Consider the following 26,550-nt stretch of genomic DNA (forward strand, 5'->3'; position numbering starts at 1 on the left):
GGGTTGCCGTCTTGCCCCACATGGCGGTGGCAACCCTGGCTCCGATAGAGAATGACAGCACATGAGAAAAGCAAATCTACCTCTGATCGCAATCCTGGGGGCCGCAGCACTCGTCTCCTGCTCAACGCCAAGCGAAGATACTCGCGAGGCTGCGAAGAGTTACAGTACCGAGGAGTCCTGTGCCGCAGCGGGGACTTTGCTCGGCTCGTTCTTGGACACGATGGTGGAGTACCGTTCAGGCGAAGTCTCAGAAGACGAGCTGCATGAGTTTGAGGCGGACCTTTCCGAGAAGTGGACCGGCCTAGGTGAGCAAAGCCCTGAAGGGTTGCGACCTCTCCTGCTCGCTGCCGGGGATACTTCGCGAGAACCGGGTCTTGAGACTAACCGTGACTATGACCAAGCACTGGGGGAAGTCCTGGCCAAATGTGAGTCCTCGGGATTCCCCGTGCACGCCAAGGTAACTCACGGTGGTTGAGCATGCTTTCCCATCATTTTTGATCCACAGCTCGCACTCGCAGTTCCCTCAACACGCAAGACAATCAGAGAGGTATTGATAAAGATGAAGAAACCCAAGTCAGTATTACTGGCCACTATTGCAGCTGCAGCGCTCATCGTGGGTGGCACCGCAAGCTCGCCCGCGTTTGCGTCGGGGGGCTTGATTGAGAATCCATCCGATCCCACCGCTCAGGTCGCCCCCAGCCCTCTACTCGCTGAGCTAGAAGTGCTGACTGAAACGCAGGCCGAGGCTGATGTCCAAGCGCTGTTTGATTCTGGTGTCCCGGCAGAATTCCTCGTGGACACGAGCGGAGATGAGTGGGAGCTCGTAGCAGGCATCGCCAGGGGCAACCCAGTCCAGACGTACGCGCTGTCTCAGCTGGGTGGATAGCAATCATGGCCAGGTGTTCGGGAGAGCATTAAGTTGATTCAGCGCAATGAATTTGCGATTGGCTACCGGAATCGCAGTAGCGGAGCATCTGGGGCATTGACGACATTTTGAGTCGTAGATAATATGCCTCGAGCCCGGCCTGATGCGCGGTGGAGGTTCTCGTCGCACCCCGAACTTTGGCTCTACATAAGTAATCGGCGCTGTCATCTCCCTCGCGACCAGTCTCTTGTGCAAATCATGCTTAATGAGAGGGTTCCCGAAATTGTAGATGCCCCAGTGTCCCCAGCTGCGCACCTGGGGGCATGAGCGTCTCCACCAGGACCAGACCGCATCAGATTTGGTCTGTGCGCGTCGACGCACCGGTCTGCGCCGCTGGTGCCAAGATGAGAGGACCACTCCAACGAAGGGGCGGGAATTCTAAGAGAGGTGAACCAGATTGGCTCAGCCAAAGGCATCTGCGCAAGCTACAACTCTGTATCGTTTGAGGCACACAAGCAATCTCGAAGACGCGGTCAAGAAAAAGTACCGTAATGACTCAGCGATCACCACGGACAAATGCAAGGTTGGATCCAAAGATGCCGTCCTGATTCATGGGTCGATCGGATCGGGTGGAACGGTTAAATGGGCTGGTCGAGTTCACCAATTGACCGGTGTGAAGGTTACTACTGAGAACACTACTGCCGGTGGTGTCCTCCTGCTGAGACTGAACAACGACGAAGCGGCGGCTACCTGGGCTCTGTGTTGGGGTATGGGCTGGTTGCTTCTGGACCAGGGTCTGGTTGAGAGTGGTTTTGGGCAAAGACTTGCACTTAGATCGGCTGATCCTGATCTTCTAAGCTCTCTGACCCGAACCGTCTTAGATGAACGAGCTAAGGTCGACCGCTCATCCATTCCTACGGGCTCAGGTCTGTCTGGATTCGGAATCGGTGGGTTTGGCGAACTGGTGACCCGTGTCGTCGGTAAGGCAGAGATCAAGGGCCTCACAATTGATAAGTCCTTCCGTGTGCGAGGAGCCGATGCTGTTTCGGTGCCGCTTGGTTTGACTGCGGAGACGCTGATTTCTGATCTAGAAGTGATCGACGAACTGCTTGCGCAAGACCCTCTACCGGAGTTGGAGGTGCTGGAGCAACTTGTGCCTGTCAAGAAGAAGACTGCTCTCCACGACAAGCTGGACGCTCATCTCGAAGCGGAATTACTAAAAGCTCCGGGATTGTCGACGATCGCCGTTACTTGGCCGCACGAGCATCTGAATGAAAATCTACCCCCTGAGTCCTTCAAGGTCAGACGTGGCGGAAGCCCCTCCGTTCGCGCAGATTTGCCGACTGCAGTGCTGATTCTGGAACTTATGAAGGGTAGAAACATTGAGTCTCTGGACGTCATTAAGATTCAATTGTTCTCTGATGCAGAGGGGACTAACCCAGTGAGTACGGATATCCCTCTACGTAAATGGGTGGCTTATGAGAAGGAGGAAAGTGGTCAGCGCTACTTCCTGTACAACGGGCAGTGGTTCGCGATGGATCTTGATTATGCGAAGCAACTTGATGAACGTGTCAAGCAGATCTTTGCGATGGGAGCAGATATTACGATGCCCGTGTGGCATGCCCCGGATGATGAGGAGGCTTACAACAAGAAGGCCTCGACATCTCTAGGCGCTGTTTTAATGGATCGGAAACTCGTTCAGACGACCCAGAATAAGCGGGGATTTGAACCAAGCGACCTTATAACGGAGAAAGACATCTACGTTCACGTGAAGTCGGCTTCTTCGTCCGCGCCACTGAGCCACCTTTTCTCGCAGGGTGGAAACTCCGCGCATGCTTTGCAATACGACGAGGAAGCTCGCACGAAGCTGAGAAAACGAGTAACGGAACGCGGCGGTAACGGTGACCTAATCGGCGCCAGGCCACGAAGAGTTGTTTACGCAATACGACCGAAAAAGCAGGGAGGAACTGTCACGGCGGACACCCTATTCAGCTTCAGTAAAGTGTCGCTCGTTCGCGTTTTTGATGAGTTAGAGAGCCGTGGCATAGAAGTGCGAGTAGTCAGCGTCGACTACGTTTAGTACGAAAGTAGTGGTGTAAGCCCCGTGTTTTGGCATTAGCTTCTGAACTCAGGATGAGAGTTGTCAATGATTCCGGTGTGGGAGTCATAGACAACTTCCTCGATTCGGTAGGTGCGTAGGCCTACTCTGCACCCTAAACTTTGGCTCTACATAAGTAAACGGCGCTGTCATCTCCCACGCGATCAGTCTCTGGTGCGAATTCCGCCTAATGCGGGGTTTCGCGAAATTACATTTGGCTTGGCTGTTACACGACCGGGGCAGAAGCCTCGACCCGGTCCAAGAGTCCAAGAAATCCAGATCGCATCACTTTGCTCTCGGAGCGGAGCACTAGATCATCGTTGACGAGTTAGCCCAGGGAACCAACGACCGTCGAGTCACGTGTAGCGTGGTTCGACGAACGTGAGACGCTTCTAATGGCCCATCGAGCGCTCTCTCACACAGATCTATTCTTTCCCTGGCCTGACGATGAAGGCAAACAGTATGAGCTGAAGTTGCGTCTGCCTGTTCGGCCGCTGATCTAGTACTGACCGGGAAGCCCTCAGTAGTTCATAGTGGGATTCGCAGCTTCACCACTATCTTTGAAAGATGGTTGATTTACAGCAGGTGGAACCAGGGCTTCCCGATGGGCACCCTTGGAAAACTTACTCCCGCTGGAGCATGGCCTGGCGCACCTTCCTCGGCTTATCGCTCGTGGGGATGATCGGAACGTTGTTCTTTGCGCTGGTGACCCTAGGGAACGGATCTCTCAACCTGATGGAGAGTTTCTTGCCTTATATTTTCAGTTTCTACTTTCCTTTGATTTGTGCGGCCACCGCGGCAGTAGTCGGGCCGTGGCTCACCCGCTATTTCCCGTTTTCGCAGTCACTGTTGTTTGGTGGGATCACAGTTGTGGTGGTGACTTTGGTGTTTGCGGTCATTTCTGTTTGGGAGTCGATCGTAAGTGGTCCATGCGATCCAGGCACCCTGTGTAGTGCCCCGCTCGATGGGATGTTCTGGTTGATTTTCGTATTCGGGTTTCCGATGTTTCTCAACGCATCTATTGGGTACGGCGTATCTGTGTGGTCCCCAACGCGGCGTGGGCGTAAAGTTTTTTGGCCTCTGCTGATCGGGGTCGTTGTCGTCTTCGCCGCATCGCTTGTGATCGCTAACATCTGAAGCAGGGGAGCCACTGGGGTTCCAAGTGAAGCGGGCTCGTACGAGGAGTCCTGAGGCTGCAAGGGTTGCAACTCAATCGCGAAGAGCTAGGCTTTCGATACGAATCGCGCATTGGCTAACCGGAGTCTTATTGGACGTTGGTGAAACGCTGAGTGGTCTGGTGCAACGCTTGGTGTCCTCGCCGCCGATGAAGACAGCACATCTAATTTCCAGGTACTGGAATGAGCTGGATTGGTGCAGATAGGCCTGGCGTTCTAATCAACCACAAAACAGCTACGCAGATTTCCATCGCACCCCAAACTTTGGCTCTACGTAAGTAATCGGCGCTGTCATCTCCCACGCGATCAGTCTCTGGTGCAAATTCGGTCTAATGCGGGGGTTCGCGAAATTACAGCCGCCCTGTCTATCGTGCTCCGGCCTGCAGGAAGTTGTGATTCACAAACTCGAGAATAGTCAGCGCCTTCAGCGCTGACATTGTACGGACAAGCAAACGAGACCTCAGTGCTCGGGCTGAGTAACCGTTAGCCGTCGCAGATCCTCGCTTGTATTGATGTTCATGAAACGCCGAGTACTTGCAAATCAGCCCGAACGCGGGAGACGACGATCTGCAATGGACACACATTCGGAAGGATAATCTGGCAATCGGAGTAAAACAGAAATACTGCGAGTCGCCCCTGCCATGCTTAAGGTATGTCTGATTTTCTAATCGATGACCTCACTACAGACGAGGATGCGTCATTTGACGTAGATAAGAACACACCGGCCTGGCGCCAGTTTGAAAAAGACGTTGTGCTCACACTTCGTAGTCTTGACCCGGCTGCTGAGGTGGTGCATGATCAGAAAATTCCGGGTAGCTCAGGCGAGGAGCGCCAACTGGACGCTGTTGCGCGGAAAGCAATTGCAGGGGCTCATGTTGATGTGGTTATTGAATGCAAGCTCTACAACCGCAAACTTGGAATTGGGAAAATTGACGAGTTCGTTGGAAAGCTTCTTGACGTCGGTGCCGGTCTCGGAATCCTTTACGCGGCAAAGGGAGTGACGGAACCCGCTAGAAAGAGGGCTGAGACGGCTCTTAATCCGAGAATCGTACTGAGGGATATCAGTAACGTAGTGGAAGGACTTGAATCGCAGGCTGTTGACCTTTCCGAACTCATCGAGGATGAGGTTCTGGGCACCTGCCAGGTAGATGCCTGTCTGTTTGGTGATGTGCAGCTTTTCGAGGTTGACGAGATAGAAGTGGGGCACTGCGGCTCATGTGGGACGCTCCATCTTCAGTGCGGTTGCTGCGGCGAATTATCAGATGTTGAATGGGACCGAGCGGTTTGTTACGTCTGCAACGCCGAATACAGCATCCTCAGTTACCAGGGTGACTTAGATGGGATCGAACTTGTGACCCACGGGCCAGATTGTGAGCACATCTCGTCTGCGACTCGGACGGAATCCTTCACCCTGATACTGCCTCGAGATACACCGAAAGCTTAAAACTGATTAGAGTGTCGCTCGGCAGCATCCTCGAGCATGACTAGTTTCTAACGTGAATATAGGGGCATTGTGTTCCAAGAGAGCATGAGTTTCAAGGTATGTTCGTGCAGGCCGCTACGCAAATTTAGGTGAAGTTTTCCGACTCCTCCTGCGGTGCCAGTAGTTGATCTAGCTAATCTGAGCCCATGACACATGAACAAGGAAACACCCCCGAATTTCAGCAGTTGGAAGCGCTAGCCACCCTGTTCCAGCACTGCCAAAGCGCGTTCCTGCAAATTTCAGAAGAGTGCCGCTGGGAGCCAGCAGCTGGTTCACCGGCAGAGACAGACGCGACCGCTCTACTTCCACCGAATTCGCCGGGTGAGGATACCAGCGGTGATAGCGGCCATCGTCTCCTCGCTAATGCAGTCCATTCCTTCCTACTCAATGCCTCTGGCCATCTTGGAGGATTGGCGGCGCTCTACCGCAACGGTGAGGTGCTCTACTCTCCGGCACTGTTGATTCGTTCCGTCGCAGAGCACTGCGCTCACGCGCTGTGGGTTCTCGGAGATCCTTCTCTTACGCACGAAGATCTGCTTGCACGTGCCTACCTGGAAGAGTTGAAAAGCGCCGAAGAAGCTAAAAAGAACGATGGATACATGTTTGGCAAGGAGAGCAATCGCTATCAGATAGCTGCAAAGCACTATAAAGAGCTAAAGAAGCTGATAACCCATAAGTTCCCCGAGGCCACCAACGCTTCGTTAGGGGAAGCAAGATTGAACGGCCAAAAACTCCCCAAACCTGAAGAAGCAGTGAAGCTCATGTATGCGCGTGTGGAGGAGTTCGGGGGGAAGGTGACGCAAGTACAGTCAGCAGGCGTCTATGGGGCCCTGTCGAACCTTACCCACCCGACCCTTTATACCGGCCGATCACGTCAATCCAAACATTATGACCCGGTGACAGGGAACACCATCACAATTCAGGCAATCACTTACGAGGAGGTTGAGAAAGAAGCACGAATCGCTTTATTCGCGTTCCACAGTGCGCTCAGCATCACGGTCTCATACTTTGGGTGGCCGGAAGTCGACTTACATGCCCTTGAGGGCAGGATTATCGAAACCATTCCGGATTTCTTCGGCCCGGATGCTTCAACACATTGAAGTACCTAAGCATCTGAAGGATCTTGGATTGGGTCAGATAGGCTTCTGAAGTCATCGCGGAACGGCGCGTGGGTCAACGACGTCTACTGCTCCTAGTCGTCGACAATAGACAACGAACTCGAACGGATGAGCGGTGGAGAGCCTCATCGCACCCCGAACTTTGGCTCTACGTAAGTAATCGGCGCTGTCATCTCCCACGCGATCAGTCTCTGGGGCCAACTGCGCCCTGGTGACGAGTGCTGCGATCTGGGCGCTGTCGTGGCTCGGGTGCGGGCGACGCCTTCGTGTGGTTGCCGCAGCGTTGGCGCTCCTGCTGTTCGTGCTAGTTGTGGGGCCGGATGCGAGCGTGCAACGGGCGGCCATCATGGGCGCGGTGCTGCTTGCGTCGTCCTACGGGGGTAAGCGCTCCGTCGCTCTGCCCGCGCTCGGACTCGCGATCGCCGTGCTGCTCATTATCGACCCCTGGCAGGCGTGGCACCCGGGGTTTGCGCTGTCGGTCGCCGCGACGGGCGGCATCATCTTGTGCACTCCCGCGCTCAGCGAGGCCCTGCGCCGGTTAGGCGGCATTCCCCGATGGATTGCGCTGCCGATCGCGGTCGCCGCGGCGGCCCAGCTCGCCTGTGGCCCGCTGCTGCTCCTGCTGCAAGACGGACTGCCTGCCGCAGGGGTGCTCGCAAACGTGCTCGCAGGGCCGGCCGCGCCAGCGGGAACCGCGCTCGGGCTGGCGGCCCTGGTGGCCGGGCCGGTGTCGTACCCTTTGGCGCACGCACTGGTCGCCGCGGCGAGCCTACCGGCGCGGTGGGTGGAGGCGACCGCCCGCGTTGCCTCCGAACTGCCGGGCGCGCGGTGGGATTGGCTGCCGGGCGTTCCGGGCGCGCTGCTGCTGCTCGCGACGCAGACGCTCGCAGTGGCGGCCTGGATGCTCGCGACGGGCCGGATCACCCGATCCGGCACCCGCGTGCGCACACCGTGGCGGCCCGACACGCTCGGGCCCCGCGGCCTGCGCGTCGGGGTGGCGGTGCTTGCGGGCTGTGCCGCCGGTGTCTTTGTGGGCCCCACGCTCGTGGCTCCCACGGTGCAGCGTGCGGGGGTGCCGGCGGACTGGCGCGTTATCGCCTGCGATGTGGGGCAGGGCGATGCAATCCTGCTGCGCGGGCCGACGGCAGGTGCAGGCGAGGCCATGCTGATCGACACGGGGGACGATGAGACGTTGCTGCGCGCGTGCCTGCGCACCTTTGGCGTCACGCGCATCACGCTGCTCGTGCTGACGCATGACGATCGGGATCACGTCGGTGCGCTCGCGGCGGCGGCGCCGCTCGCCGATGCAGCCCTGGTCGCGCCCGCGACGATTGAGGATGCCGGGCCCGGCCGTGACGTGACGAGGCAGCTCGAGCGCGCAGAGGTGCCCTGGCAGGAAGGCGGTTCCGGCGATGTCGGGGCGACCGCGGGCGTGGATTGGGTGCTGCTAGCTCCGGATCGGCGGGTCGCTCCCGCGACTAGCAACGGCGCAAGCCTCGTGATGCACGCGAATGCCGGTGACGTGACGGCGCTGATGCTGGCGGATACGGGGGAGCCCGAGCAGGCGCAGCTCGCCTCGGTTGTTTCAGTGCAGCAGCTCGCCGCCGATGTTGTGAAGGTGGCCCACCATGGCTCGCGGGACCAGCAGCTGGGCTTCTACGATCACGTCAGGGCGGAGCTCGGGCTCGTGTCTGTCGGGGCCGAGAATGGGTATGGGCACCCGGCCCGCGACACGCTCCAGGCGTTAATGATCGCGGGAACCACCACGCTTCGCACCGATCAAGCCGGATCCATCGCGGTGCTGGGTCGGGATGGTGGGGAGAACGGTGGTGGTGCCCTGCGAGTCTGGGCGCAGCGCGGCCGCGCTGTCGGCGGCGACCAGTAGGCTTGACACGTGGCAGCACGAGGCGCAAATACCAAGACACCGGCAATTTCGTGGCACGAGGCGCACCCCGCGCCGGTCGTGCTCATCAGTGGCCCCGAAAACTTTCTCGCCGATCGCGCAGCGCAGCGCATCAGAGCGATGTTGCTCGCCGAGCGCAACGACCTCGAACAGCATCACCTCGACGCCGCGAGCTACACGGCGGGGGAGCTCTTCACGATCGCGAGCCCCTCGCTGTTCGCCGAACCCCGACTGATTCGGGTATCGAACGTGGAGCGCTGCTCAGACGCGTTCTTGGCAGATGCGAGGCGATACCTGACCGATCCGGCTGACGACGCGACCCTCGTGCTATGGCACGCCGGTGGCCAGCGCGGCAAGGCGCTGCTCGACTTGGTGCGCGGTGGTGCGGGGATCGAGGTCTCCTGCCCCGAAATGAAGAAGGATCAGGAGCGCGCCGCTTTCGCGCAGGCGGAGCTACGCAGCCTCGGCGCCCAGATCACCCCCGGCGGGGTGCGCCAATTGATCGCTGCATATACGGGCGATTTGGGCGAGCTCGCGGGCGCTTGTGCGCAGTTAGTGGAGGTCAGCGGTAAGCAGCTCAACGAGGACCATGTGACGCGCGCCACCGAGGGACGCGTCGAGACGAATGGCTTTAAGGTTGCGGATGCCGCGACAGCGGGGCGCCCGGCCGAGGCGCTCGTGCTGCTGCGTCAGGCGTTTGCCGGGGGGATTGACCCGATCCCGCTGCTCGCTGCACTCAACATGAAGGTGCGAGGAATGGCGCGCGTGTTTGGTGCGCGTGGCTCCGCGGGTCAGCTGGCCAAGGAACTGAGTATGGCCCCGTGGCAGGTGGAGCGCGCGATCAAGGACACCCGCGGTTGGCGCGAGGAGGACCTGGCGCGAGCCATCGACCTCGCCGCCGAAACCGAGTGGCTGCTCAAGGGAGGCAGCCGCGATACGCAGTACGCGCTTGAGAAGTACGTGCTGTTCGTCGCGCGGCGCGGCCGTTCCTAGCCGATGTGTTGGCCCTGAGAGTTTCCGCGCCTGATCGCCTCTTGCGCCATCGAGGAAGCTGTGCTACCAACGAGGTGTACAACAGGGCGTCCCTCCAACCAAAACAAAAAGCCCCGCCGAAGCGGGGCTTTTTGGAAGCTACGAGGGCTTCTATAGCTACAAGAGCTTAGAGCGCTGCAACCTTGGCGGCGAGAGCCGACTTGCGGTTAGCTGCCTGGTTCTTGTGGATGACACCCTTCGACACAGCCTTGTCGAGCTTGCGGGTTGCAGCCTGCAGCTTTGCCTGTGCTTCGGTCTTGTCGCCAGCCGCAATAGCCTCGCGGGTTGCGCGGATAGCAGTGCGCAGGCCGCTCTTGTAAGCGCGGTTGCGCTCGGTAGCCTTGAGGTTGGTCTTGATGCGCTTGATCTGCGACTTGATGTTTGCCACGTTAAGTAGTGTCCTTAAAAACGTAAAAAATTGACGGATAGTCCGGTCGGCGAGAGAGGGCACCTTCCGGGGTGTGTGGTTTTAGCCACACGCAAGTCAAGAACCAACACTAGCAGACTGAGCGGCGAAACGCGTGCTTGCTCACTGATCTATCGTGACCCGATCTCCGATCCGGATCACACCACCGGCAAAGCCGGTGTCGATTGTGCCGGGCCGCACACCCGCGCCATCGACACCCACGGGCAACAGGAGGCGCCCGAGGCAGGGTTCGGCCATGCCGAGCGCACCCGTCAGCGTCTTCAATACGGGAGCATCGCGCTCGCCGGTGTCGGGGTTCGCGTGCGTCGCAAGACACCGCACGATCGGGCCCCGCGTATTGAAGAACACCTCGCCGATGCGCACGGTGCCTTCCCACTCGAGCTCAGCGTTGGGTTCGAGCCCCTCGATGACGACATTGGAACGAAAGCGTCGGTCGTCGATCTGCATACCGAGCGCCTCGCCCAACGCCGTGACGCTCGAACTCGCGTGCACCGACACATAGCCGCGCGCACGATCCTGGAAGCGAGCTTGTGATCCGTCTCCCGCCAACACGAGGGGGAGTCGCCCGTCGCGCGCGAGCTTGCGGCCCTCGCTCGAGGCCAGCACAAACTCGGTGATGACCTGGCGTAACTTGTCGCGGCCTTCCTCATTAAGGGTCACGTCCACGAGCGTGCTATCGCCGTCTGTGACCGTTACACGCTGAGCCTGCTCGTTGAAGCGCAGCTGCAGGGGAGCGAGAGAGGGGAAATCCTGCAGCGAGAGTCCTTTGGCCTTGGGCCAGTAGTCGAGGCCGCCTTGATCCTCGGGGCTCGCCGCATCGCCAAAGCGAAACGCGAGCACGCGGTCACCTGCGACCCGGCCATCAGGCTGAATTGAGAGCGATTCAACGGGCTCTGGGGTGAACCCCTTGACCGGATAACGAAACAACGCAGAAACGTGAGCCATGCACCTATGTTTACAGCAAGCCGCAGCATTGCCTGTAGTGCGACACCCTGGGGTGCGATACTCACCAATATCGGGGTGTGATCGTGCGATAATGGCCGGTAATGTCTCCTCGCAGTGTGAACCCCCCAGTCCCGGCCTCGACCGAGCCCGCGATGATCCGCAATTTCTGCATCATCGCGCACATCGATCATGGCAAGTCAACGCTTGCTGACCGCATGCTGCAGGTAACGGGCACCGTCCCGGACCGAGAGATGCGCGCTCAGTACCTCGATCGCATGGATATCGAGCGCGAGCGTGGCATCACGATCAAGTCGCAGGCAGTGCGTATGCACTGGGACTCCGACGGCGGATCGTATGCCCTCAACATGATCGATACGCCCGGTCACGTCGACTTCAGCTATGAAGTTTCGCGCTCGCTCGCCGCGTGCGAGGGTGCGATCCTGCTCGTCGACGCCGCTCAGGGCATCGAAGCTCAGACCCTCGCGAACCTCTATCTCGCCATGGAGAATGACCTCGAGATCATTCCCGTGCTCAACAAGATCGACCTGCCCGCGGCAGACCCCGAGCGGGTCGCCCGCGAGATCACCGACCTCATTGGTGGCAACCCCGAAGACATCCTCAAGGTGTCGGGCAAGACCGGCGCCGGCGTCGAAGAGCTGCTCGACCTCGTTGTCAAGCGTATTCCCGCTCCCGTGGGTGACCCCAACGGGCCCGCGCGCGCCATGATCTTCGACTCTGTCTACGACGCCTACCGTGGCGTGGTCACCTATGTCCGAATGATCGACGGCAAGCTCAAGCCGCGCGAGAAGATCATGATGATGTCGACCGGATCCGATCACGAGGCGCTCGAAATTGGCGTGTCCTCACCCGGCCCGGTCCCCACGAAGGGTCTCGCTGTTGGCGAGGTCGGCTACCTCATTACTGGCGTGAAGGACGTGCGCCAGTCGAAGGTGGGCGACACCATCACGACGAAGATTCACCCCGCCGAGGAGGCGCTCCCCGGCTACACGGACCCCAAGCCCATGGTGTTCTCGGGTCTCTACCCCCTCGACGGCAGCGACTTCCCGGTGCTGCGCGAGGCGCTTGACAAGCTCAAGCTTGAGGACGCGGCACTGCAGTACGAGCCCGAGACCTCGGTGGCGCTGGGCTTCGGCTTCCGTTGTGGATTCCTGGGTCTGCTGCACCTTGAGATCATCTCGGAGCGTCTGCGCCGCGAGTTTGACCTCGACCTCATTGCCACCGCGCCCAGCGTGGTCTACGAGGTTGTCACCGACGACGGCGGAGAAGTGACGGTCACGAACCCGTCCGAGTACCCCGACGGCAAGATCAAGACCGTGAGCGAGCCCGTCGTGCGCGTCGCGATCCTCACTCCCAAGGACTACGTCGGTGCCATCATGGAGCTGTGCCAGTCGCGTCGCGGCAGCCTGCTCGGCATGGAGTACCTCGGTGAGCGTGTCGAGCTGCGATACAGCATGCCGCTCGGCGAGATCGTGTTCGACTTCTTCGACCACCTCAAGAGCCGCACTCAAGGCTACGCGAGCCTCGACTACGAGCCCATGGGCCAGCAGGAAGCTGATCTCGTGAAGGTCGATATTCTGCTGCAGGGCGAGCAGGTCGACGCATTCAGTGCGATCGTGCACCGCGACAGTGCATACGCCTACGGCACGATGATGACCGAGCGCCTGCGCAAGCTGATCCCGCGCCAGCAGTTCGAGGTGCCGATTCAGGCTGCGATCGGCTCGCGCATTATTGCTCGAGAGAACATTCGCGCGATCCGCAAGGACGTGCTTGCCAAGTGCTACGGTGGCGATATTAGCCGTAAGCGCAAGCTGCTTGAAAAGCAGAAGGAAGGCAAGAAGCGCATGAAGATGGTCGGTCGCGTCGAGGTGCCTCAGGAAGCGTTCATCGCGGCGCTTTCGGGCGACGTCGAGGGCAAGGAAAGCGGCAAGAAGTGAGTCAGGAAACCCCAGCCCGCCGCGGGAGTCACGTGCAGATGCCTGTGACCTATGCGGCGGTGGGTGCGTCCAAGCTGCCCGACATCGTGCGGTTTCCTCCGAACGGGTCGACCCCGTACGAGGAGAGCCTGCGGCTTGGTAGCGGGCAACCGCGCTTTCTGACAGCGTCGAGCTTGCTGATGACCTGGGCCGCCCAACGCGGCGCAGAGATCACCGTCGAGGAGCTCGACAGTGCAAAGCTTGATGGGTACGCCGGCCCGGACTTTGCGGCCGACGGTACACCCGTCGCGCCGGCGGATCTTGAGGAGCAGTTTGCTCCTGACGGCACTCCCTTCATCGCCCCAGGCACCCGCGCGCGCGTGGCGCTTCCCGGTGCCATCGCCCGCGAGGTGCTTGTGATCTATACGATCAGCGATGCGCGGCAGGTCGGGTTTGCGTGGGGCACCGCAGATCACGCTGGCCCCGTCGGCGAGCAGCTCTTTCTTGTGGAGCACCGCGAGGATGACTCCGTGTGGGCCATTGGCCGAGGCTTCCTCGAAGCCCCCAAAGAGGGTTTGTTTGGGCGCAAGGGGAAGCAGGCACTACAGTCCACTCTCGACGCCATCACGGCCCAGCTGAAGGCGCTCCTTCCCGGGGCGACCCCGGAGAATGGCGCTGGCCAGGACGCTGCAGAAAGCAGTGAGCCCGGTTCGACGCCCGAGGCCAGCTAGGTGGCCGCCGAACTTCCTGAGGGGGATCCGGCGCCCGAAGACGGTCTGTTGCCCGCGAGCGCTGCCCTCGGCAGCGCCGAACGCAACTTCGGCGTCTATGTGCACGTGCCGTACTGTCGTGTGCGCTGCGGGTACTGCGATTTCAACACCTACACTGCCCAGGAGCTCACTGGTACCCGCCAGGACACCTATGCCGAAGAGGCCGCCTGGGAACTGAGCTTTGGCGCAGATGTGCTGCGCCGCTCAGGCGTGGCTGAGCGCAAAGCATCCACAGTCTTCTTCGGTGGCGGCACGCCCACGCTGCTGCCCGCGAGTGACCTCGCGTTCATGCTGCGCCGGATCAAGGACGAGTGGGGTCTCGCCGAGGGCGCCGAAGTGACGACCGAGGCGAACCCCGACTCCGTTGATGCCGAATATTTGCAGACGCTAGCGAACGCGGGCTTCACCCGCGCCAGCTTTGGAATGCAGTCCGCGGTTCCCAGCGTGCTCAAGACGCTGGATCGTACGCACTCACCCGAGCGGGTGCCCGTCGTGACGAAGCAGGCGCGCGATGCGGGCCTGCAGGTGAGCGTCGACCTGATCTACGGCACGCCGGGGGAGACCCTGTCTGATTGGGAGCGCTCGATCGATGCAGCGCTCGCAACAGATCCGGATCATATTTCGGCGTATGCGCTGATCGTCGAGCGCGGCACGAAGCTTGCCGCTCAGATCCGGCGGGGCGAGGTTCCCGAGCCCGATGAGGACCTGCACGCAGAAATGTACGAGCTCGCTGACACGCGTTTTCGCGAGGCTGGGCTGTCTTGGTATGAGATCAGCAATTGGTCTCGCACGCCCGAGACGAAGTCGCGCCACAATCTCGCCTATTGGACAGGCGAGGACTGGTGGGCGGCCGGTCCCGGGGCCCACAGCCACGTCGGTGGCGTGCGATGGTGGAACGTGAAACATCCTGCGGCCTACGCTCAGCGTGTTGCCGCGGGAATTTCGCCCGCGCACTCGCGTGAGCTGCTCACCGAGGAAGCCCGGTATGACGAGCGGGTACTCCTGGAAACCCGCGTCGTTGAGGGGCTGCCAGTAGATGTGCTGCGACCCGAGGGGCGAAAGGCGATTGCTGGCTTGATCGCGGAGGGCCTGATCGATGGGCGCGAGGCCATCAAGGGGCGGGTGATTCCCACGCTTCGGGGACGACTGCTCGCCGACACCGTCGTGCATCGCCTGCTTCCGTAACGGGTGGCTTGAACGGTGTGGCAACCAACGCTACGACCGTAATTGCTCCGGGGGCCAGTCCGGTTTTGCTGTGGGCGTGACACAGTGTTCCCGCCCCAATGGCTTCGATCAGTCGCACTGCGATAGACTTGGCACTCGGAAACGAAGAGTGCCAGGAGGAGGGGACATGGTATCGGAACGAAGCCTCGCAGTGCTGCACGCGATCGTGGGCGATTACGTCTCCTCGAACGAGCCCGTCGGCTCCAAAGCCATCGTTGAGCGCCATCACTTCGGCGTATCTGCCGCAACGATTCGCAACGACATGGCGCTGCTCGAGGAAGACGAGCTGATCGCACAGCCTCACACGTCTTCCGGTCGCGTGCCCACTGACAAGGGTTATCGCCTCTATGTCGACACGCTCGCCAAGATTCGCCCACTCTCGGGGTCCCAGCGTTCCGCGATCGAGCGGTTTCTGGGTGATTCGAACGACCTCGATGACGTCATGGCTCGCACTGTTCGCATGCTGGCCCAGCTGACCAATCAGGTCGCAGTGGTGCAGTATCCGTCGCTCGGCGGCACAACCGTGCGGCACATTGACCTCGTGGCAATCGCTGAGGACCGCGTGTTGTGCGTGCTGATTATGGGATCCGGCGTGGTGGAGCAGCAGCTCGCCTGGCTTCCTGCCGCACGCGTCACCGAGGCTTGGGTGCATGGCCTCCGGGGTCGCATCGCCGAGTCAGTTGTTGGTGTCGACGTCGACACGGCTTCCGCGGCTATCTCGGCGCTGTCTGACACGGTGGCGGAGTGGGCTGAGCCGACCGAGACGGCTGTCGTCGAACGGGTACTTGAGGTCGTACGCAGTCAGTTGCAGGCCAACCGCAGCGAGCGGATCGCCTTCGCGGGGGCGGCGAACCTGAGCCGAGCAGATGCCTTCGCTGGTTCCCTGCCGGGCGTGCTCGATGCGATCGAAGAGCAGGTGACTCTGCTGCGCCTCTTCGGAGAACTCGCGCACGAGGGCCGCGCGGTGGCAGCCTCCATCGGTCGCGAGAACGCGCCGTACGGGCTGTCTACCGCGTCAGTGATCGCCTCCCCGTATGAAGACGGCGGGGTACCCTCCAAATTGGGGGTGCTCGGCCCCACACGCATGGACTACGCGGGCAACATCGCTGCCGTGCGCGCCGTAGCCAGATACTTGAATCAAATCTTGGGGGAGGAGTCGGCATGACTCCCTCCGCCCATCACCGTCACAACCACTGAGGAGCCAGGCCTGTGGCCGACCACTACGAAACTCTCGGAGTCTCGCGCGAAGCGACCCCAGAAGAAATCAAGAAGGCGTATCGCAAGCTGGCGCGTCAGCTGCACCCCGACGTTAATCCGAGTGAGGAAGCGTCTGAGCGATTCAAGGGCGTCACCCACGCCTATGACGTGCTCAGCGATCCCGAGCAGCGCCAGAACTATGACATGGGCGGCGGCCAGAACGGCGGCGGCTTTGGCGATATCTTCGAGACCTTCTTTGGCTCCGGTGGTTTCGGGGGCGCGGGCCAGCGCGGCCCCCGCCCGCGTTCGGAGCGCGGCGAAGATGCGATGATTCGCGTCGACGTGACCCTCGAGGACGTCATGTTCGGTGTGCAGCGCGACGTCACCGTGAACACAGCCGTGCTCTGCGGCGTCTGCCAGGGAAGCTGCTGCCAGCCCGGCACGCACCCGGTGACCTGCGACGTCTGCCATGGCCAGGGTCAGGTGCAGCGCCAGGTCCGGTCGTTGTTCGGCAACGTCGTCACGATGCACCCCTGCGGCAGCTGCCAGGGCTACGGCACCATTATTGAGAACCCCTGCGTCGAGTGCGGTGGCAAGGGTCGCGTGCGCGAGCGCCGTACGATCCCGATCGACATCCCCTCCGGCATCGACACCGGCACTCGCCTACAACTGCGCGGCGGCGGCGAGGTTGGCCCGGGCGGCGGCCCCAACGGCGACCTCTTCATCGAGTTCCGTGTGCAGCACCACGACGTTTTCAGCCGCGACGGCAACGATCTGCTCTGCACCATGCGCGTCTCCATGACCGATGCGATTCTCGGTGTTGACGCCAAGCTCGAGGGCATTGACGGTGTTATCGAAGCCGAGGTGCCAGCGGGAAGCCAGTCGGGCGACGTCATCACGGTGCGCGGCCGCGGCATTCAGGGCCTGAGGTCAACGACCCGCGGCGACGTGAAGATCGCCGTCCAGGTGACGACGCCCACGAAGCTCTCGGGACGCGAGAAGGATCTGGTGCGTCAGCTCGCCACTTTGCGCGGTGAGGAGAAGCCACACCTGGGCGAGTTCCAGCAGGGCTTCTTCGGCAAGGTTCGCGACCGGTTCTTCCGGGGCAACTAACTCCGTGGCGAATCTCTACTACGCCGAGGAGCTCACCGACGCGGACTTTGCCGTTGGTGAGCTCATCGAGGTCACGGGCGACGAAGCGCACCACGCCGTACGGGTGAGCCGACTGCGCGTCGGCGAACACATTCTGATCGGCAATGGTCAGGGCTGCATCGGCGAGGGCGCGGTCGAGGTCGCCGAGCGCGACCGATTTGTGGTGCGCCTTCAGGCTGTGCACGTGCAGCCGGAAAGCACGCCGGGCACGTCAGCTGGGGCGAACTCGCCCGAGCTCGTGCTGGTGCAGGCGCTCGCAAAGGGCGACCGTGACGACCGCGCGGTCGAGCAGTCCACTGAATTCGGCGTGGACGCGATCGTGCCCTGGCAGGCCGAGCGCTCGGTTTCCCGGTGGAGCGGCAGTGGCGAGAAAGCCGAAAAGGGCCGCGAAAAGTGGCAGCGCATCGCCCGCGAGGCGGCCAAGCAATCCCTGCGGCCCCGGATCCCTGGGGTGCGGCCGCTGACGACCCTTGCGGGCCTGTGCGAGCTCGCCGCGCGCGAAGACGTCGCCGTTGTGGCGCTCCATCCGCGCGGCAACAACCCGTTGAGCGCGTGGGTGGGATCGCTGACCGCCGAGGGCAGTGGCGCCGCCACCAACCCGATCCGGCACGTGTATCTCGTGGTGGGCCCCGAGGGAGGGTTCTCGGATGCCGAGCTCGATCGACTCGAGGCGGCCGGTGCCCAGGTGGCAGTGCTCGGGGAAACCGTTCTGCGTGCCTCGTCGGCTGGCCCCGCCGCCCTTGCCGTGCTGAACCTCGCGTTCGGTCGCTGGTAGCCCGGCCCAGACGCGCTGCCCTAAACTAGGGAGCATGGCTGAAGAAACGGTGTTTGGAAAGATCGTGTCCGGTGAGATCCCCGTTAAGATCCTCGCTGAGACGGATCGCGTTCTCGCGTTCCCCGACATCGCACCGCAGGCTCCCGTGCACATCATCGTGATCCCCAAGACCACGGCGTACGCAAACGTGACCGAGCTGGCAGCAGCCGAGCCCGAGACGCTTGCCGAGATGATTACGGTCGCCCAGCAGCTCGCAACCGAGCACGCCTCGGGTGAGTACCGACTGATCTTCAACACGGGTGCTGGCGCAGGGCAGACCGTCTTCCACGTGCACGCCCACGTGCTCGCCGGAAACCTTGAGGAGCGTACGCTCGTTGGAGCCTGACATGCAGGCCAGCTCACCTGATGCGCCGCAATCGCAGCGCACCGTGCTGCTCGAGGGTGTCGATTTGGGCTCCCTCCTGGGGCACCGGGACCGCCTCGTTGGTGACCTCGAGCGCACGCATCCCGGCGTCAGCTTTCACGTGCGCGATCAGGTGCTCACGATGCGCGGACCGGTCGCTCTCGTGCGCGCGGCCGAACAGGCTGTCGGCGAGATCCTGAAGTTGGCTCGCGGAAGCGGTGCCGTGTCGGCGAACGATGTCGGCGAGATCGCCCGCATGGTGCGCGAGGGAAACGGTCCCACGGCCGCCCAAACGCTCAGCGCCCCCATTGTGACGGTTCGCGGGCACGCGGTGCGGCCGCAGACCCGTGGCCAGCGCGCATATGTCAACGCGATCGACGAGAACACCATCGTGTTTGGGCTGGGCCCCGCTGGTACCGGCAAGACCTACCTTGCGATGGCAAAGGCAGTGCAGGCGCTGCAGCGGCGTGAGGTCGCCAAGATCATTCTGACGCGACCTGCGGTTGAGGCGGGGGAGCGGCTCGGGTACCTCCCTGGCACACTCGAGGACAAGATCGACCCCTATCTGCGCCCGTTGTTCGATGCGATCGGCTCGCTCATGGACATTGAGGTCGTGCCCAAGCTGCTCGCCAGTGGCACCATCGAGGTGGCCCCGCTCGCCTACATGCGCGGGCGCACACTCAACGAGGCGTTTGTCGTGCTCGATGAGGCCCAGAACACGACTCCCGAGCAGATGAAGATGTTCTTGACGCGCCTCGGGTACGGTTCAAAAATGGTAGTCACTGGTGACCTCACCCAGGTCGACCTGCCCGCCGCATCGAGTGGCCTGCGCGTCGTCAGCCAGATTCTCGAAGGTGTTGAAGACGTACACTTCGAGCACCTCGGCGTCGACGACATCGTGCGGCACAGCCTGGTGGGGCGCATCGTTGACGCCTACACCGCCTATGACGAACGTCGCGCCACCGCGCGCGCGTCTCAACAATCAGACAAGCAATCCAATACTCAGGGAGAGTCACGATGACCGTCGAAATCAACAACGAGTCGAGCATCGAGGTTGAAGAGGCACGGCTGATGCGGCTCGCGGCCTTCGTACTCGAGTCGATGCACGTGCATCCCGAGACCGAGCTCGGCGTCATGCTGGTGACCGAGGACGCCATCTCGCAACTGCACGTGCAGTGGATGAACGAGCCAGGCGCCACCGATGTGCTGAGCTTCCCCATGGACGAGCTGCGCCCGGGTCGCGTGGATGCGTTGACCCCCGCCGGTCTCCTCGGCGATGTGGTGATCTGCCCGCAGATGGCTCAGATGCAGGCCGAGGCCGCGGGGCACGATCTGGCCCAGGAGATCGCCGTGCTGTTGACCCACGGCATGCTGCACCTGTTGGGTTACGACCACGCGACCCCTGACGAAGAGACCGAGATGTTCGGGTTGCAGCGCGACCTGCTGCTGTCGTTCGCGATGCGCGAGCGGTCGCGATGAGTCTTGCCCTCATGGTGCTGCTGCTCGGCGCCGCCGTGCTGCTGCTCAGCCTGGGTGGCCTGCTGGCGGCGGCCGACGCAGCCCTGGGGGTGCGATCCCGTGCCGAGCTGATTGCCCTTGCCGAGGACTCGCCCCGCACCGGTCGCGCGATTCGCGCGATTGCGGAGGACGAGGGGAGCCACCTCGACGCGCTCGGTTTTGCGCGCGTGCTCGCAGAGACGGTTTCGGCGGTGCTGATCACGCTGGTGATCGCGTACTCGCTGCAGGAGTTGTGGCTCGAACTCGTGCTCGCGACACTCGTGATGACGGCTACGACCTTCGTGCTCGTCGGCTCAAGTCCCCGCACCGTCGGCACACATCACTCCGATGGGGTTATTCGTTTCGCGGCACCTTTCGTGCGTGCGGTCCGAGTGCTGCTCGGGCCCATCGCCACAGGGCTCATGCGGTTTGGTGACCGGGTGACTCCGGGGCGCGCCCTTGGGCGGGCCCGGATCCGGGACGAGAAGCAGCTGCTGTCGATGGTGGATCAGGCAGCCGAACAGGCGCTGCTCGAGGACGATGATCGGGAGTACATTCACTCGCTCGTCGAGTTCGGCGGGACCCTCGTGCGCGAGGTTATGGTGCCGCGCATCGACATGGTGACGCTGTCGAGCGAGACCTCGGTGCGCGAATCGCTCGAACAAATGCTGGCGTCGCGTCATTCGCGCGTGCCGGTGGTTGCGGGAGACGTCGACGACATCGTCGGCATCGTCTACCTGCGCGACGCCAGCGGCTTCGTGCTGCGACGGCCAGAGGAGGCCGAGTCGTCCGCGGTGACCCGGATCGCGAAGCCGGCAATCTTTGTGCCCGAGTTGCAGCGGGCCGACAGTCTGCTGCGCCAAATGCAGCGTGAGGCCAACCATCTCGCAATCGTGGTCGATGAGTACGGTGGCATCTCGGGGCTGGTGACGCTCGAGGACCTGATCGAAGAGCTGCTGGGCGAGATTAACGATGAGCACGACCGGGAGCTGGCAGAAGTCATCACCCAGGTCGATGGATCGTATCTGGTGAGTGCTCGCATGAGCGTTGATCGGCTCGGCGAACTGTTCGACATCGACCTTGATGATGACGAGGTCGATACCGTCGGCGGTCTCGTTGCGAAGGGACTGGGCCGGTTGCCAGACGAGGGCGACTCCGTGCTGGTGTCGGGCATTGAATTAGTAGCGGTAAGCGTGTTGCGCAAGCTGCAGCGTCTCACAACTGTGCAGGCGCGTTGGGTTGGAGAACCCGAGGAAAGGGATGAACGATGACTGAGGAATCGAAGACGCGAGCGGGGTTTGTCTCTTTCGTGGGGCGACCCAACGTGGGCAAATCAACGCTGACCAACGCGCTGGTGGGCGAGAAGATCGCGATCACGAGCCCGAAGCCGCAGACGACGCGGCGTGTGATCCGCGGCATTGCTCACCGTGAAAACGGTCAGCTCATCATCGTCGACACCCCGGGCATTCACCGCCCGCGGACGCTGCTGGGCGAGCGCCTGAATGCGCTCGTGGAGGAGACCCTCGGCGACGTCGACGTGATCGGGTTCTGCGTGCCGGCAAACGAGAAGCTCGGCCCCGGCGACCGTTTCATCAACGACCGCCTAGACGATTTTCCCCGCGCCAAGAAGGTCGCGATCCTGACCAAGGTTGACCGCGCGTCGAAGACCGAGATCATCGATCAGCTAACGAGGCTCGGTGAGCTGCGCGAGTGGGATGCCGTGGTGCCGATTTCCTCGATCACCGAGGAGCAGCTCGATGTGCTTTCAAACGTGCTGCTCGAGCTGATGCCCGAGTCGCCGCTCCTCTACGAGGATGACCACACGACTGACGAAAGCGAAGACGACCGCATTTCGGAGCTGATTCGTGAGGCCACCCTCGAGGGCGCGCGCGAAGAACTGCCCCACTCGCTTGCGGCGAGCGTGGACGACCGCGAGGAGCGCGAGGACGGCCTGCTCGAGATCTACGCATCGATCTACGTCGAGCGTGACAGCCAGAAGGGTATCGTTATCGGCAAGGGCGGCTCCCAGCTGCGTTCCTCGGGCGAGCGGGCACGCAAGGAGATCGAGAAGCTGCTCGGTCGCCGGGTCTACCTCTCGCTGCGCGTCAAGGTTTTGAAGGAATGGCAGCGGGATCCGAAGGCCTTGGGTAAGCTCGGTTTCTAGCACGGCAGTTTCATACGCAGTCCAAAGGGGGACGTCAACATGTTTACGTTAGAGAGCATCACGGATCAGGCCGCAATTACAGCGTTTAGCGGCGCCAATACGGTGATCCTTGTCATTTGGTACGTCGTCGTCGCGATTGCCCTCTGGAAGGTGTTCACGAAGGCGGGCTACGCCGGTATCCTCGCGATCATTCCGATCGTCAACATCTTCATCCTCGTGAAGATTGCCGGCTATTCGGCATGGATGGGGCTGCTGTACCTGATTCCGATCGTGAATATCGTGTTCGCGATCTTCGTGGCCCTGCGCACGGGTGAACGCTTTGGCAAGGGCGCGGCCTTCTCGATCTTCCTGCTGTGGCTGTTCTCGGTGGTCGGGTACCTGATTTTGGGCTTCGGCAGTGCGAAGTACACACCGCGCGACCGGTAGCTGACCAGCTACCCGGCAGGCTCAATCGGGCCGAGGCAAGTTCGAGCAGCGTAAGCGGGCGTCCACCATCGGTGGGCGCCCGCTTTGCGTTAGCGGCCGCCCGAGAACCCGCCACCGCCGCCGCCACCAGCGAACCCGCCTCCGGTTGACCCTCCCGAGCTGCTCGAGGAGTAGCTCACGGAAGACATCGTGGACGACGTGAACTGCGAGATCGTGCTGCCCAGGTCGCTCAGATGCATGACGCCGATGCCGGCGCCAACGAACCACATCGGCGCGTAGTCGAATGAGTCCTCGTAACGGACCTCGAGCACCTTTGTCCACTGCTTCTGCAGGCCAAAGATCATTGCATACGGCAGCAGCCGCTCGTAGATCTGCACGGCCTCTACTCCGTCGATCTGGTGACGCTCGGCCCCCGCATACGACTGCAGCACCTCGAGCCGGTCGGCCTCCGCAACGCGAATGAACTCGCGCACCCCCATGAGGTACTCGCGGGTCTCGGCCCCGAGCGGCGTGTGCACGCGCCTGGGCACGGTTCCCAGCACGCTGAATGCCAGTGCGCCCCCGCCCGCAATAATTGCGAGCAAAGGGAGGGGTGACTCGCGCACGACGAGTGCTACGGCACCGAATGCTATCGCGGTCGCAGCACACGCGATTCCGAGAATCCCAATCACGCGCCCAACGGGGGAGTGCGCCCGCTCAAAGTAGCCGCGCTCATTGGCCTCGGTGACGCCCCGCTCGTGCAACTTGGTCATGCGGTGCGCGAACTTCTCGCTGCCCTTAGGGATCTTGAAGCTACTGCCCGGCGTGAGATCACCAAACAGGCTCTTCAGCGTGCGCTGATCGAGCGGATCGATCGCGCGCGAGGGGTCCACCAGATGCAACGTCGGTCGCGGCGTGCTGGCTTCGATCCGGATCGCGCCGCCCACGGCGAGGTGCACGATCTCTGCGGGCACGGGATGCGGGCTCGCCCCGACAATTGCGGCGGCGAGCAGGGGAGGCAGTGAAGCCGGCACGTCATACTGCGCGACGATGGTGCCGCGGGCAATGCGGCGGTTGCGGCGGAGGCGCACCGCAAATGCAAACGAGGTTGCGCCGACGGGGAGTGCGATTCCCGCAACAATGAGGGGCAGCACGTCGTACGTGAAGCTGGGGAGTCTCGTCGACGGCTGCACGACCGAGCCGGGATTGAGGCCGATCGCCACGGTGACGCCCTCGAAGGGCGCCAGCGGCCCAACATCCAGGTGCCAACTCGCAATACCCTCTCGCGCAATGGTGCACTCGGTGACCGATTCGGCCGCGCCAACATAGCAGGACGCCCGGTCGGTCAGCTGCGTTCCCAATTTCTCGTCGAACCGTACCGTTGCCGAGAACTTTGCCACCGGCTGTTCGTGCTCGAAGTCCATGAGGTCCCAGTAGAACTCATCAGCGGTGCCGTCGTCGCGTGCGAGAACGACATCACTGAGGGTGTAGCTGATGACATAGGTGTTGGCGCCGTGTACATATGAGTTGTCGCCCGTGAGGACGGCAGTGAAACCCTCATCGGATTCGAGTTCGAACGGCACGGGCGCGCCCTGCTCATCGGTCACCGTGAAGTCGCGTGGATCGATGCTGGCGCCCTCATAGCGATCGGGGATGCCGCGCACGATGCCGCGGTTCTGGTCGTGTTCCGGGAACACTGCGGTGAGCGTTTCTGTCACCCGAGCCGTCGCATGGCCGGCATCGTCGAGGCCGACCTGGTAGTCAACGGACCAGCTGTCATAGCTGAAATCCTGGGTGCCAGCGTGGGCCTTTGGGCCAAGGAACACAACAGCCCCGAGCGCGAGCGCGAGGCCAATGGCGGCCTTGGCGGCTCGATGGATATTGCTGGGGGAGTGTGCGCGCATGTTCCTCAGAGTATCGAGGCGCCCGGATCCCCATCGAAATGACGCGCGTGCGTGCCGGGGTTTGAGCTGTGATAGATTTGCCCCATGCTGTTCGGCTCGCTCCTTCTTAGCTGCCGCGACGAGGCCTAGTTCATCGGCCTTCCTCGTCGCGGTGTTCGTGTTTGGCTGAATACCCCCGCAAGATGAGAAAGACGAGTCAATGAAGAACACGCAGCAGCCCTCTGGAATGCCGATCCACCGGTACCGTCCCTTCCACGAAATCATCAACGTGGATCTGCCCGACCGCACCTGGCCCACGAAGCGCATCACCGAGGCCCCCCGCTGGTGTGCAGTCGATCTGCGCGACGGCAACCAGGCACTGATCGACCCGATGAGCCCCGAGCGTAAGCGGATCATGTTCGATCTGCTCGTGAAGATGGGCTACAAGGAGATCGAGGTTGGGTTCCCCTCGGCCAGTCAGACCGACTTTGATTTCGTGCGCCACTTGATCGAAGAGGACGCGATTCCCGAGGACGTCACGATCCAGGTGCTGACGCAGGCTCGCGAGCACTTGATCACGCGCACCTACGAATCGCTGATCGGCGCGAAGCAGGCGATCGTGCACCTGTACAACTCGACCAGTATTCTGCAGCGCGACGTCGTGTTCCGCCAGGACAAGGACGGCATCAAGCAGATGGCCGTCGACGGCGCCAAGCTCTGCCGCGCGAGCGAGCACATCTGTGCGGACACCGAGGTCTACTACGAGTACTCGCCCGAGTCCTACACGGGCACCGAGCTGGAGTATGCCCTCGAGGTGTCCAACGCCGTACTCGAGGTGTTCGAGCCCACGCCTGAGCGCAAGGTCATCATCAACCTGCCCGCCACCGTCGAGATGGCGACCCCCAACGTGTACGCCGACTCGATCGAGTGGATGAGCCGCAACCTCAACCACCGCGAGAACGTCATCCTGTCGCTGCACCCGCACAACGACCGCGGCACCGCCGTCGCCGCTGCAGAGCTCGGCTACATGGCCGGCGCGGACCGCATTGAGGGCTGCCTCTTTGGCAACGGCGAGCGCACCGGCAACGTGGATCTGATCGCGCTGGGCATCAACATGTTCACGCAGGGTGTTGACCCGCAGATCGACTTCTCGCGCCTCGACGAGGTGCGCCGCACCGCTGAGTACTGCAACCAGCTGCGGGTGCCCGAGCGCAGCCCCTGGGCCGGCGACCTCGTGTACACCGCCTTCTCGGGCTCGCACCAGGATGCCATCAAGAAGGGCTTCGAGCGCATGGCGAATGACGCCGAAGCTGCGGGCGTCTCGATTGACGATATCGAGTGGGCCGTTCCCTATCTGCCGGTCGATCCGAAGGATCTCGGCCGGTCGTATGAAGCCGTCATTCGCGTGAACTCGCAGTCGGGCAAGGGTGGCGTGGCTTACCTGCTCAAGACTGATCATAGCCTCGACTTGCCGCGTCGCCTGCAGATCGAGTTCAGTGCGGTCGTGCAGGGCGTCACCGACACCGAGGGTGGCGAAGTGTCGAGCGATTCGATCTGGAACATCTTCCAGGACGAGTACCTGCCGACCGGGTCGGGCGACAGCGCTGCGACGCGATGGGGTCAGTACGAACTGTTCCGCACCGCATCGACGAGCACAGGTGACGGCGTCACCGAGCTCTCGGTGGACTACCGCGACGGCGAGGACCAGAAGCAGCTCACCGCCCGCGGTAATGGCCCGGTCGACGCATTCATCAACGCGCTCAACGAGGACGGCCTCGAGGTTACCCTGTTCGACTACGTCGAGCACGCCATGAGCTCGGGCGGTGACGCGGTCGCTGCAGCGTATGTCGACCTCGAGGTCGCAGGCCAGCGCCTGTGGGGCGTAGGTATTGACGCCGACACGAGCCGTGCAACACTCAAGGCAATCGTGAGCTCGGTCAACCGTGCGATCCGCAACACCGCCAACGAGCAGGAGCCCGCAGCGGTCGGCGCCTAGCCACAGTTTCTTCCTTCCACCGACGCCGCGACGCGCATTCGTAGTTTTGTTCGAATGCGCGGCGCGGCGTCGGTGTATTTACGGGGGCACCGTTCTAGAGTGGG

23 protein-coding genes are annotated in these 26,550 nt (G+C 61.9%); 20 read left to right on the top strand and 3 right to left on the bottom strand.

Annotation, left to right across the window (positions count from 1 at the left end; all coding sequences use genetic code 11):
* Positions 1-559 precede the first annotated feature (559 nt).
* The 7 genes from C795_RS0112435 (at position 560) to holA (ending at position 9,635) form a co-directional block, all read left to right on the top strand.
* Positions 560-886 carry a hypothetical protein gene (locus C795_RS0112435; RefSeq protein WP_017794081.1) on the top strand — a complete coding sequence of 109 codons (327 nt, stop codon included), beginning with the start codon at positions 560-562 and terminating at the stop codon, positions 884-886.
* 481 nt (positions 887-1,367) lie between these two features.
* Positions 1,368-2,945: a DUF6119 family protein gene (locus C795_RS0112440; RefSeq protein WP_232225492.1), complete on the top strand. Its 1,578-nt coding sequence runs from the start codon at positions 1,368-1,370 to the stop codon at positions 2,943-2,945.
* 585 nt (positions 2,946-3,530) lie between these two features.
* On the top strand, positions 3,531-4,100 hold the full coding sequence (locus tag C795_RS0112445; protein WP_157487136.1) for a hypothetical protein: 570 nt from the start codon (positions 3,531-3,533) through the stop codon (positions 4,098-4,100).
* 690 nt (positions 4,101-4,790) lie between these two features.
* Positions 4,791-5,582 carry a restriction endonuclease gene (locus C795_RS17035; RefSeq protein WP_083879293.1) on the top strand — a complete coding sequence of 264 codons (792 nt, stop codon included), beginning with the start codon at positions 4,791-4,793 and terminating at the stop codon, positions 5,580-5,582.
* Positions 5,583-5,767: 185 nt separating this feature from the next.
* Positions 5,768-6,721: a hypothetical protein gene (locus C795_RS0112455; RefSeq protein ID WP_026139650.1), complete on the top strand. Its 954-nt coding sequence runs from the start codon at positions 5,768-5,770 to the stop codon at positions 6,719-6,721.
* A gap of 184 nt (positions 6,722-6,905) precedes the next feature.
* Positions 6,906-8,624 (top strand): ComEC/Rec2 family competence protein, encoded by a 1,719-nt coding sequence (locus C795_RS0112460; RefSeq protein WP_083879295.1) that lies wholly within the window; start codon positions 6,906-6,908, stop codon positions 8,622-8,624.
* Positions 8,625-8,633: 9 nt separating this feature from the next.
* Positions 8,634-9,635: a DNA polymerase III subunit delta gene (gene holA / locus C795_RS0112465; protein ID WP_017794087.1), complete on the top strand. Its 1,002-nt coding sequence runs from the start codon at positions 8,634-8,636 to the stop codon at positions 9,633-9,635.
* A gap of 166 nt (positions 9,636-9,801) precedes the next feature.
* On the opposite strand, the gene rpsT is transcribed toward holA, so the two are convergent.
* Together rpsT and C795_RS0112475 are read right to left on the bottom strand one after the other, a co-directional pair.
* Entirely contained in the window at positions 9,802-10,062 is a 261-nt protein-coding gene (gene rpsT, locus C795_RS0112470; RefSeq protein ID WP_017794088.1) for a 30S ribosomal protein S20, read from the bottom strand.
* A gap of 141 nt (positions 10,063-10,203) precedes the next feature.
* A complete protein-coding gene (locus C795_RS0112475) occupies positions 10,204-11,046 on the bottom strand; it encodes an MOSC domain-containing protein (RefSeq protein ID WP_017794089.1) in 843 nt (280 codons plus the stop codon).
* A gap of 101 nt (positions 11,047-11,147) precedes the next feature.
* On the opposite strand from C795_RS0112475, the gene lepA reads away from it, so the two are divergent.
* The 12 genes from lepA (at position 11,148) to C795_RS0112535 (ending at position 22,588) form a co-directional block, all read left to right on the top strand.
* Entirely contained in the window at positions 11,148-13,001 is a 1,854-nt protein-coding gene (gene lepA / locus C795_RS0112480; RefSeq protein WP_026139651.1) for a translation elongation factor 4, read from the top strand.
* Positions 12,998-13,711: a DUF1990 family protein gene (locus C795_RS16045; RefSeq protein WP_157487137.1), complete on the top strand. Its 714-nt coding sequence runs from the start codon at positions 12,998-13,000 to the stop codon at positions 13,709-13,711. Before lepA ends, C795_RS16045 begins: the two co-directional genes overlap by 4 nt.
* The gene (gene hemW, locus C795_RS0112490; RefSeq protein WP_017794092.1) at positions 13,712-14,935 is read left to right on the top strand and encodes a radical SAM family heme chaperone HemW; all 1,224 of its coding nucleotides are present in this window, start codon (positions 13,712-13,714) and stop codon (positions 14,933-14,935) included. It begins immediately after the preceding gene.
* Between the two features lie 166 nt (positions 14,936-15,101).
* Positions 15,102-16,139, top strand: a complete 1,038-nt coding sequence (gene hrcA / locus C795_RS0112495; RefSeq protein WP_017794093.1) for a heat-inducible transcriptional repressor HrcA — start codon at positions 15,102-15,104, stop codon at positions 16,137-16,139.
* 44 nt (positions 16,140-16,183) lie between these two features.
* Entirely contained in the window at positions 16,184-17,284 is a 1,101-nt protein-coding gene (dnaJ, locus tag C795_RS0112500; protein WP_017794094.1) for a molecular chaperone DnaJ, read from the top strand.
* Positions 17,285-17,288: 4 nt separating this feature from the next.
* Positions 17,289-18,098 (top strand): 16S rRNA (uracil(1498)-N(3))-methyltransferase, encoded by an 810-nt coding sequence (locus C795_RS0112505; protein ID WP_017794095.1) that lies wholly within the window; start codon positions 17,289-17,291, stop codon positions 18,096-18,098.
* 34 nt (positions 18,099-18,132) lie between these two features.
* Positions 18,133-18,483, top strand: a complete 351-nt coding sequence (locus tag C795_RS0112510; protein ID WP_017794096.1) for an HIT domain-containing protein — start codon at positions 18,133-18,135, stop codon at positions 18,481-18,483.
* A gap of 1 nt (position 18,484) precedes the next feature.
* Positions 18,485-19,522 carry a PhoH family protein gene (locus C795_RS0112515; RefSeq protein WP_017794097.1) on the top strand — a complete coding sequence of 346 codons (1,038 nt, stop codon included), beginning with the start codon at positions 18,485-18,487 and terminating at the stop codon, positions 19,520-19,522.
* Complete coding sequence (ybeY, locus tag C795_RS0112520; RefSeq protein ID WP_017794098.1) at positions 19,519-19,980, top strand: rRNA maturation RNase YbeY; 462 nt, start codon at positions 19,519-19,521, stop codon at positions 19,978-19,980. The genes C795_RS0112515 and ybeY overlap by 4 nt, the downstream gene beginning before the upstream one ends.
* Positions 19,977-21,269: a hemolysin family protein gene (locus C795_RS0112525; protein ID WP_026139652.1), complete on the top strand. Its 1,293-nt coding sequence runs from the start codon at positions 19,977-19,979 to the stop codon at positions 21,267-21,269. Before ybeY ends, C795_RS0112525 begins: the two co-directional genes overlap by 4 nt.
* The gene (gene era / locus C795_RS0112530; protein ID WP_017794100.1) at positions 21,266-22,162 is read left to right on the top strand and encodes a GTPase Era; all 897 of its coding nucleotides are present in this window, start codon (positions 21,266-21,268) and stop codon (positions 22,160-22,162) included. The genes C795_RS0112525 and era overlap by 4 nt, the downstream gene beginning before the upstream one ends.
* A gap of 39 nt (positions 22,163-22,201) precedes the next feature.
* Positions 22,202-22,588 carry a DUF5684 domain-containing protein gene (locus C795_RS0112535; protein ID WP_017794101.1) on the top strand — a complete coding sequence of 129 codons (387 nt, stop codon included), beginning with the start codon at positions 22,202-22,204 and terminating at the stop codon, positions 22,586-22,588.
* Between the two features lie 89 nt (positions 22,589-22,677).
* Here C795_RS0112535 and C795_RS0112540 read toward each other — a convergent pair whose 3' ends face one another.
* Positions 22,678-24,471 (bottom strand): DUF2207 domain-containing protein, encoded by a 1,794-nt coding sequence (locus C795_RS0112540; RefSeq protein WP_017794102.1) that lies wholly within the window; start codon positions 24,469-24,471, stop codon positions 22,678-22,680.
* Positions 24,472-24,670: 199 nt separating this feature from the next.
* Here C795_RS0112540 and leuA point away from each other — a divergent pair, with 199 nt between their 5' ends.
* Positions 24,671-26,446 carry a 2-isopropylmalate synthase gene (gene leuA, locus C795_RS0112545; protein WP_026139653.1) on the top strand — a complete coding sequence of 592 codons (1,776 nt, stop codon included), beginning with the start codon at positions 24,671-24,673 and terminating at the stop codon, positions 26,444-26,446.
* Positions 26,447-26,550 lie beyond the last annotated feature (104 nt).

The organism is Leucobacter salsicius M1-8 (genome assembly GCF_000350525.1).
In the GTDB taxonomy this organism is placed as follows: Bacteria; Actinomycetota; Actinomycetes; order Actinomycetales; family Microbacteriaceae; genus Leucobacter; species Leucobacter salsicius.

Bases quoted from the DNA above. Each gene is read 5' to 3' on its own strand.
- C795_RS0112435 (WP_017794081.1), top strand. From the start codon at position 560: ATGAAGAAACCCAAGTCAGTATTACTGGCCACTATTGCAGCTGCAGCG.
- C795_RS0112445 (WP_157487136.1), top strand. From the start codon at position 3,531: ATGGTTGATTTACAGCAGGTGGAACCAGGGCTTCCCGATGGGCACCCT.
- C795_RS17035 (WP_083879293.1), top strand. From the start codon at position 4,791: ATGTCTGATTTTCTAATCGATGACCTCACTACAGACGAGGATGCGTCA.
- C795_RS0112455 (WP_026139650.1), top strand. From the start codon at position 5,768: ATGACACATGAACAAGGAAACACCCCCGAATTTCAGCAGTTGGAAGCG.
- C795_RS0112475 (WP_017794089.1), bottom strand. From the start codon at position 11,046: ATGGCTCACGTTTCTGCGTTGTTTCGTTATCCGGTCAAGGGGTTCACC.
- lepA (WP_026139651.1), top strand. From the start codon at position 11,148: ATGTCTCCTCGCAGTGTGAACCCCCCAGTCCCGGCCTCGACCGAGCCC.
- hrcA (WP_017794093.1), top strand. From the start codon at position 15,102: ATGGTATCGGAACGAAGCCTCGCAGTGCTGCACGCGATCGTGGGCGAT.
- C795_RS0112510 (WP_017794096.1), top strand. From the start codon at position 18,133: ATGGCTGAAGAAACGGTGTTTGGAAAGATCGTGTCCGGTGAGATCCCC.
- C795_RS0112515 (WP_017794097.1), top strand. From the start codon at position 18,485: ATGCAGGCCAGCTCACCTGATGCGCCGCAATCGCAGCGCACCGTGCTG.
- ybeY (WP_017794098.1), top strand. From the start codon at position 19,519: ATGACCGTCGAAATCAACAACGAGTCGAGCATCGAGGTTGAAGAGGCA.
- C795_RS0112525 (WP_026139652.1), top strand. From the start codon at position 19,977: ATGAGTCTTGCCCTCATGGTGCTGCTGCTCGGCGCCGCCGTGCTGCTG.
- era (WP_017794100.1), top strand. From the start codon at position 21,266: ATGACTGAGGAATCGAAGACGCGAGCGGGGTTTGTCTCTTTCGTGGGG.
- C795_RS0112535 (WP_017794101.1), top strand. From the start codon at position 22,202: ATGTTTACGTTAGAGAGCATCACGGATCAGGCCGCAATTACAGCGTTT.
- C795_RS0112540 (WP_017794102.1), bottom strand. From the start codon at position 24,471: ATGCGCGCACACTCCCCCAGCAATATCCATCGAGCCGCCAAGGCCGCC.
- leuA (WP_026139653.1), top strand. From the start codon at position 24,671: ATGAAGAACACGCAGCAGCCCTCTGGAATGCCGATCCACCGGTACCGT.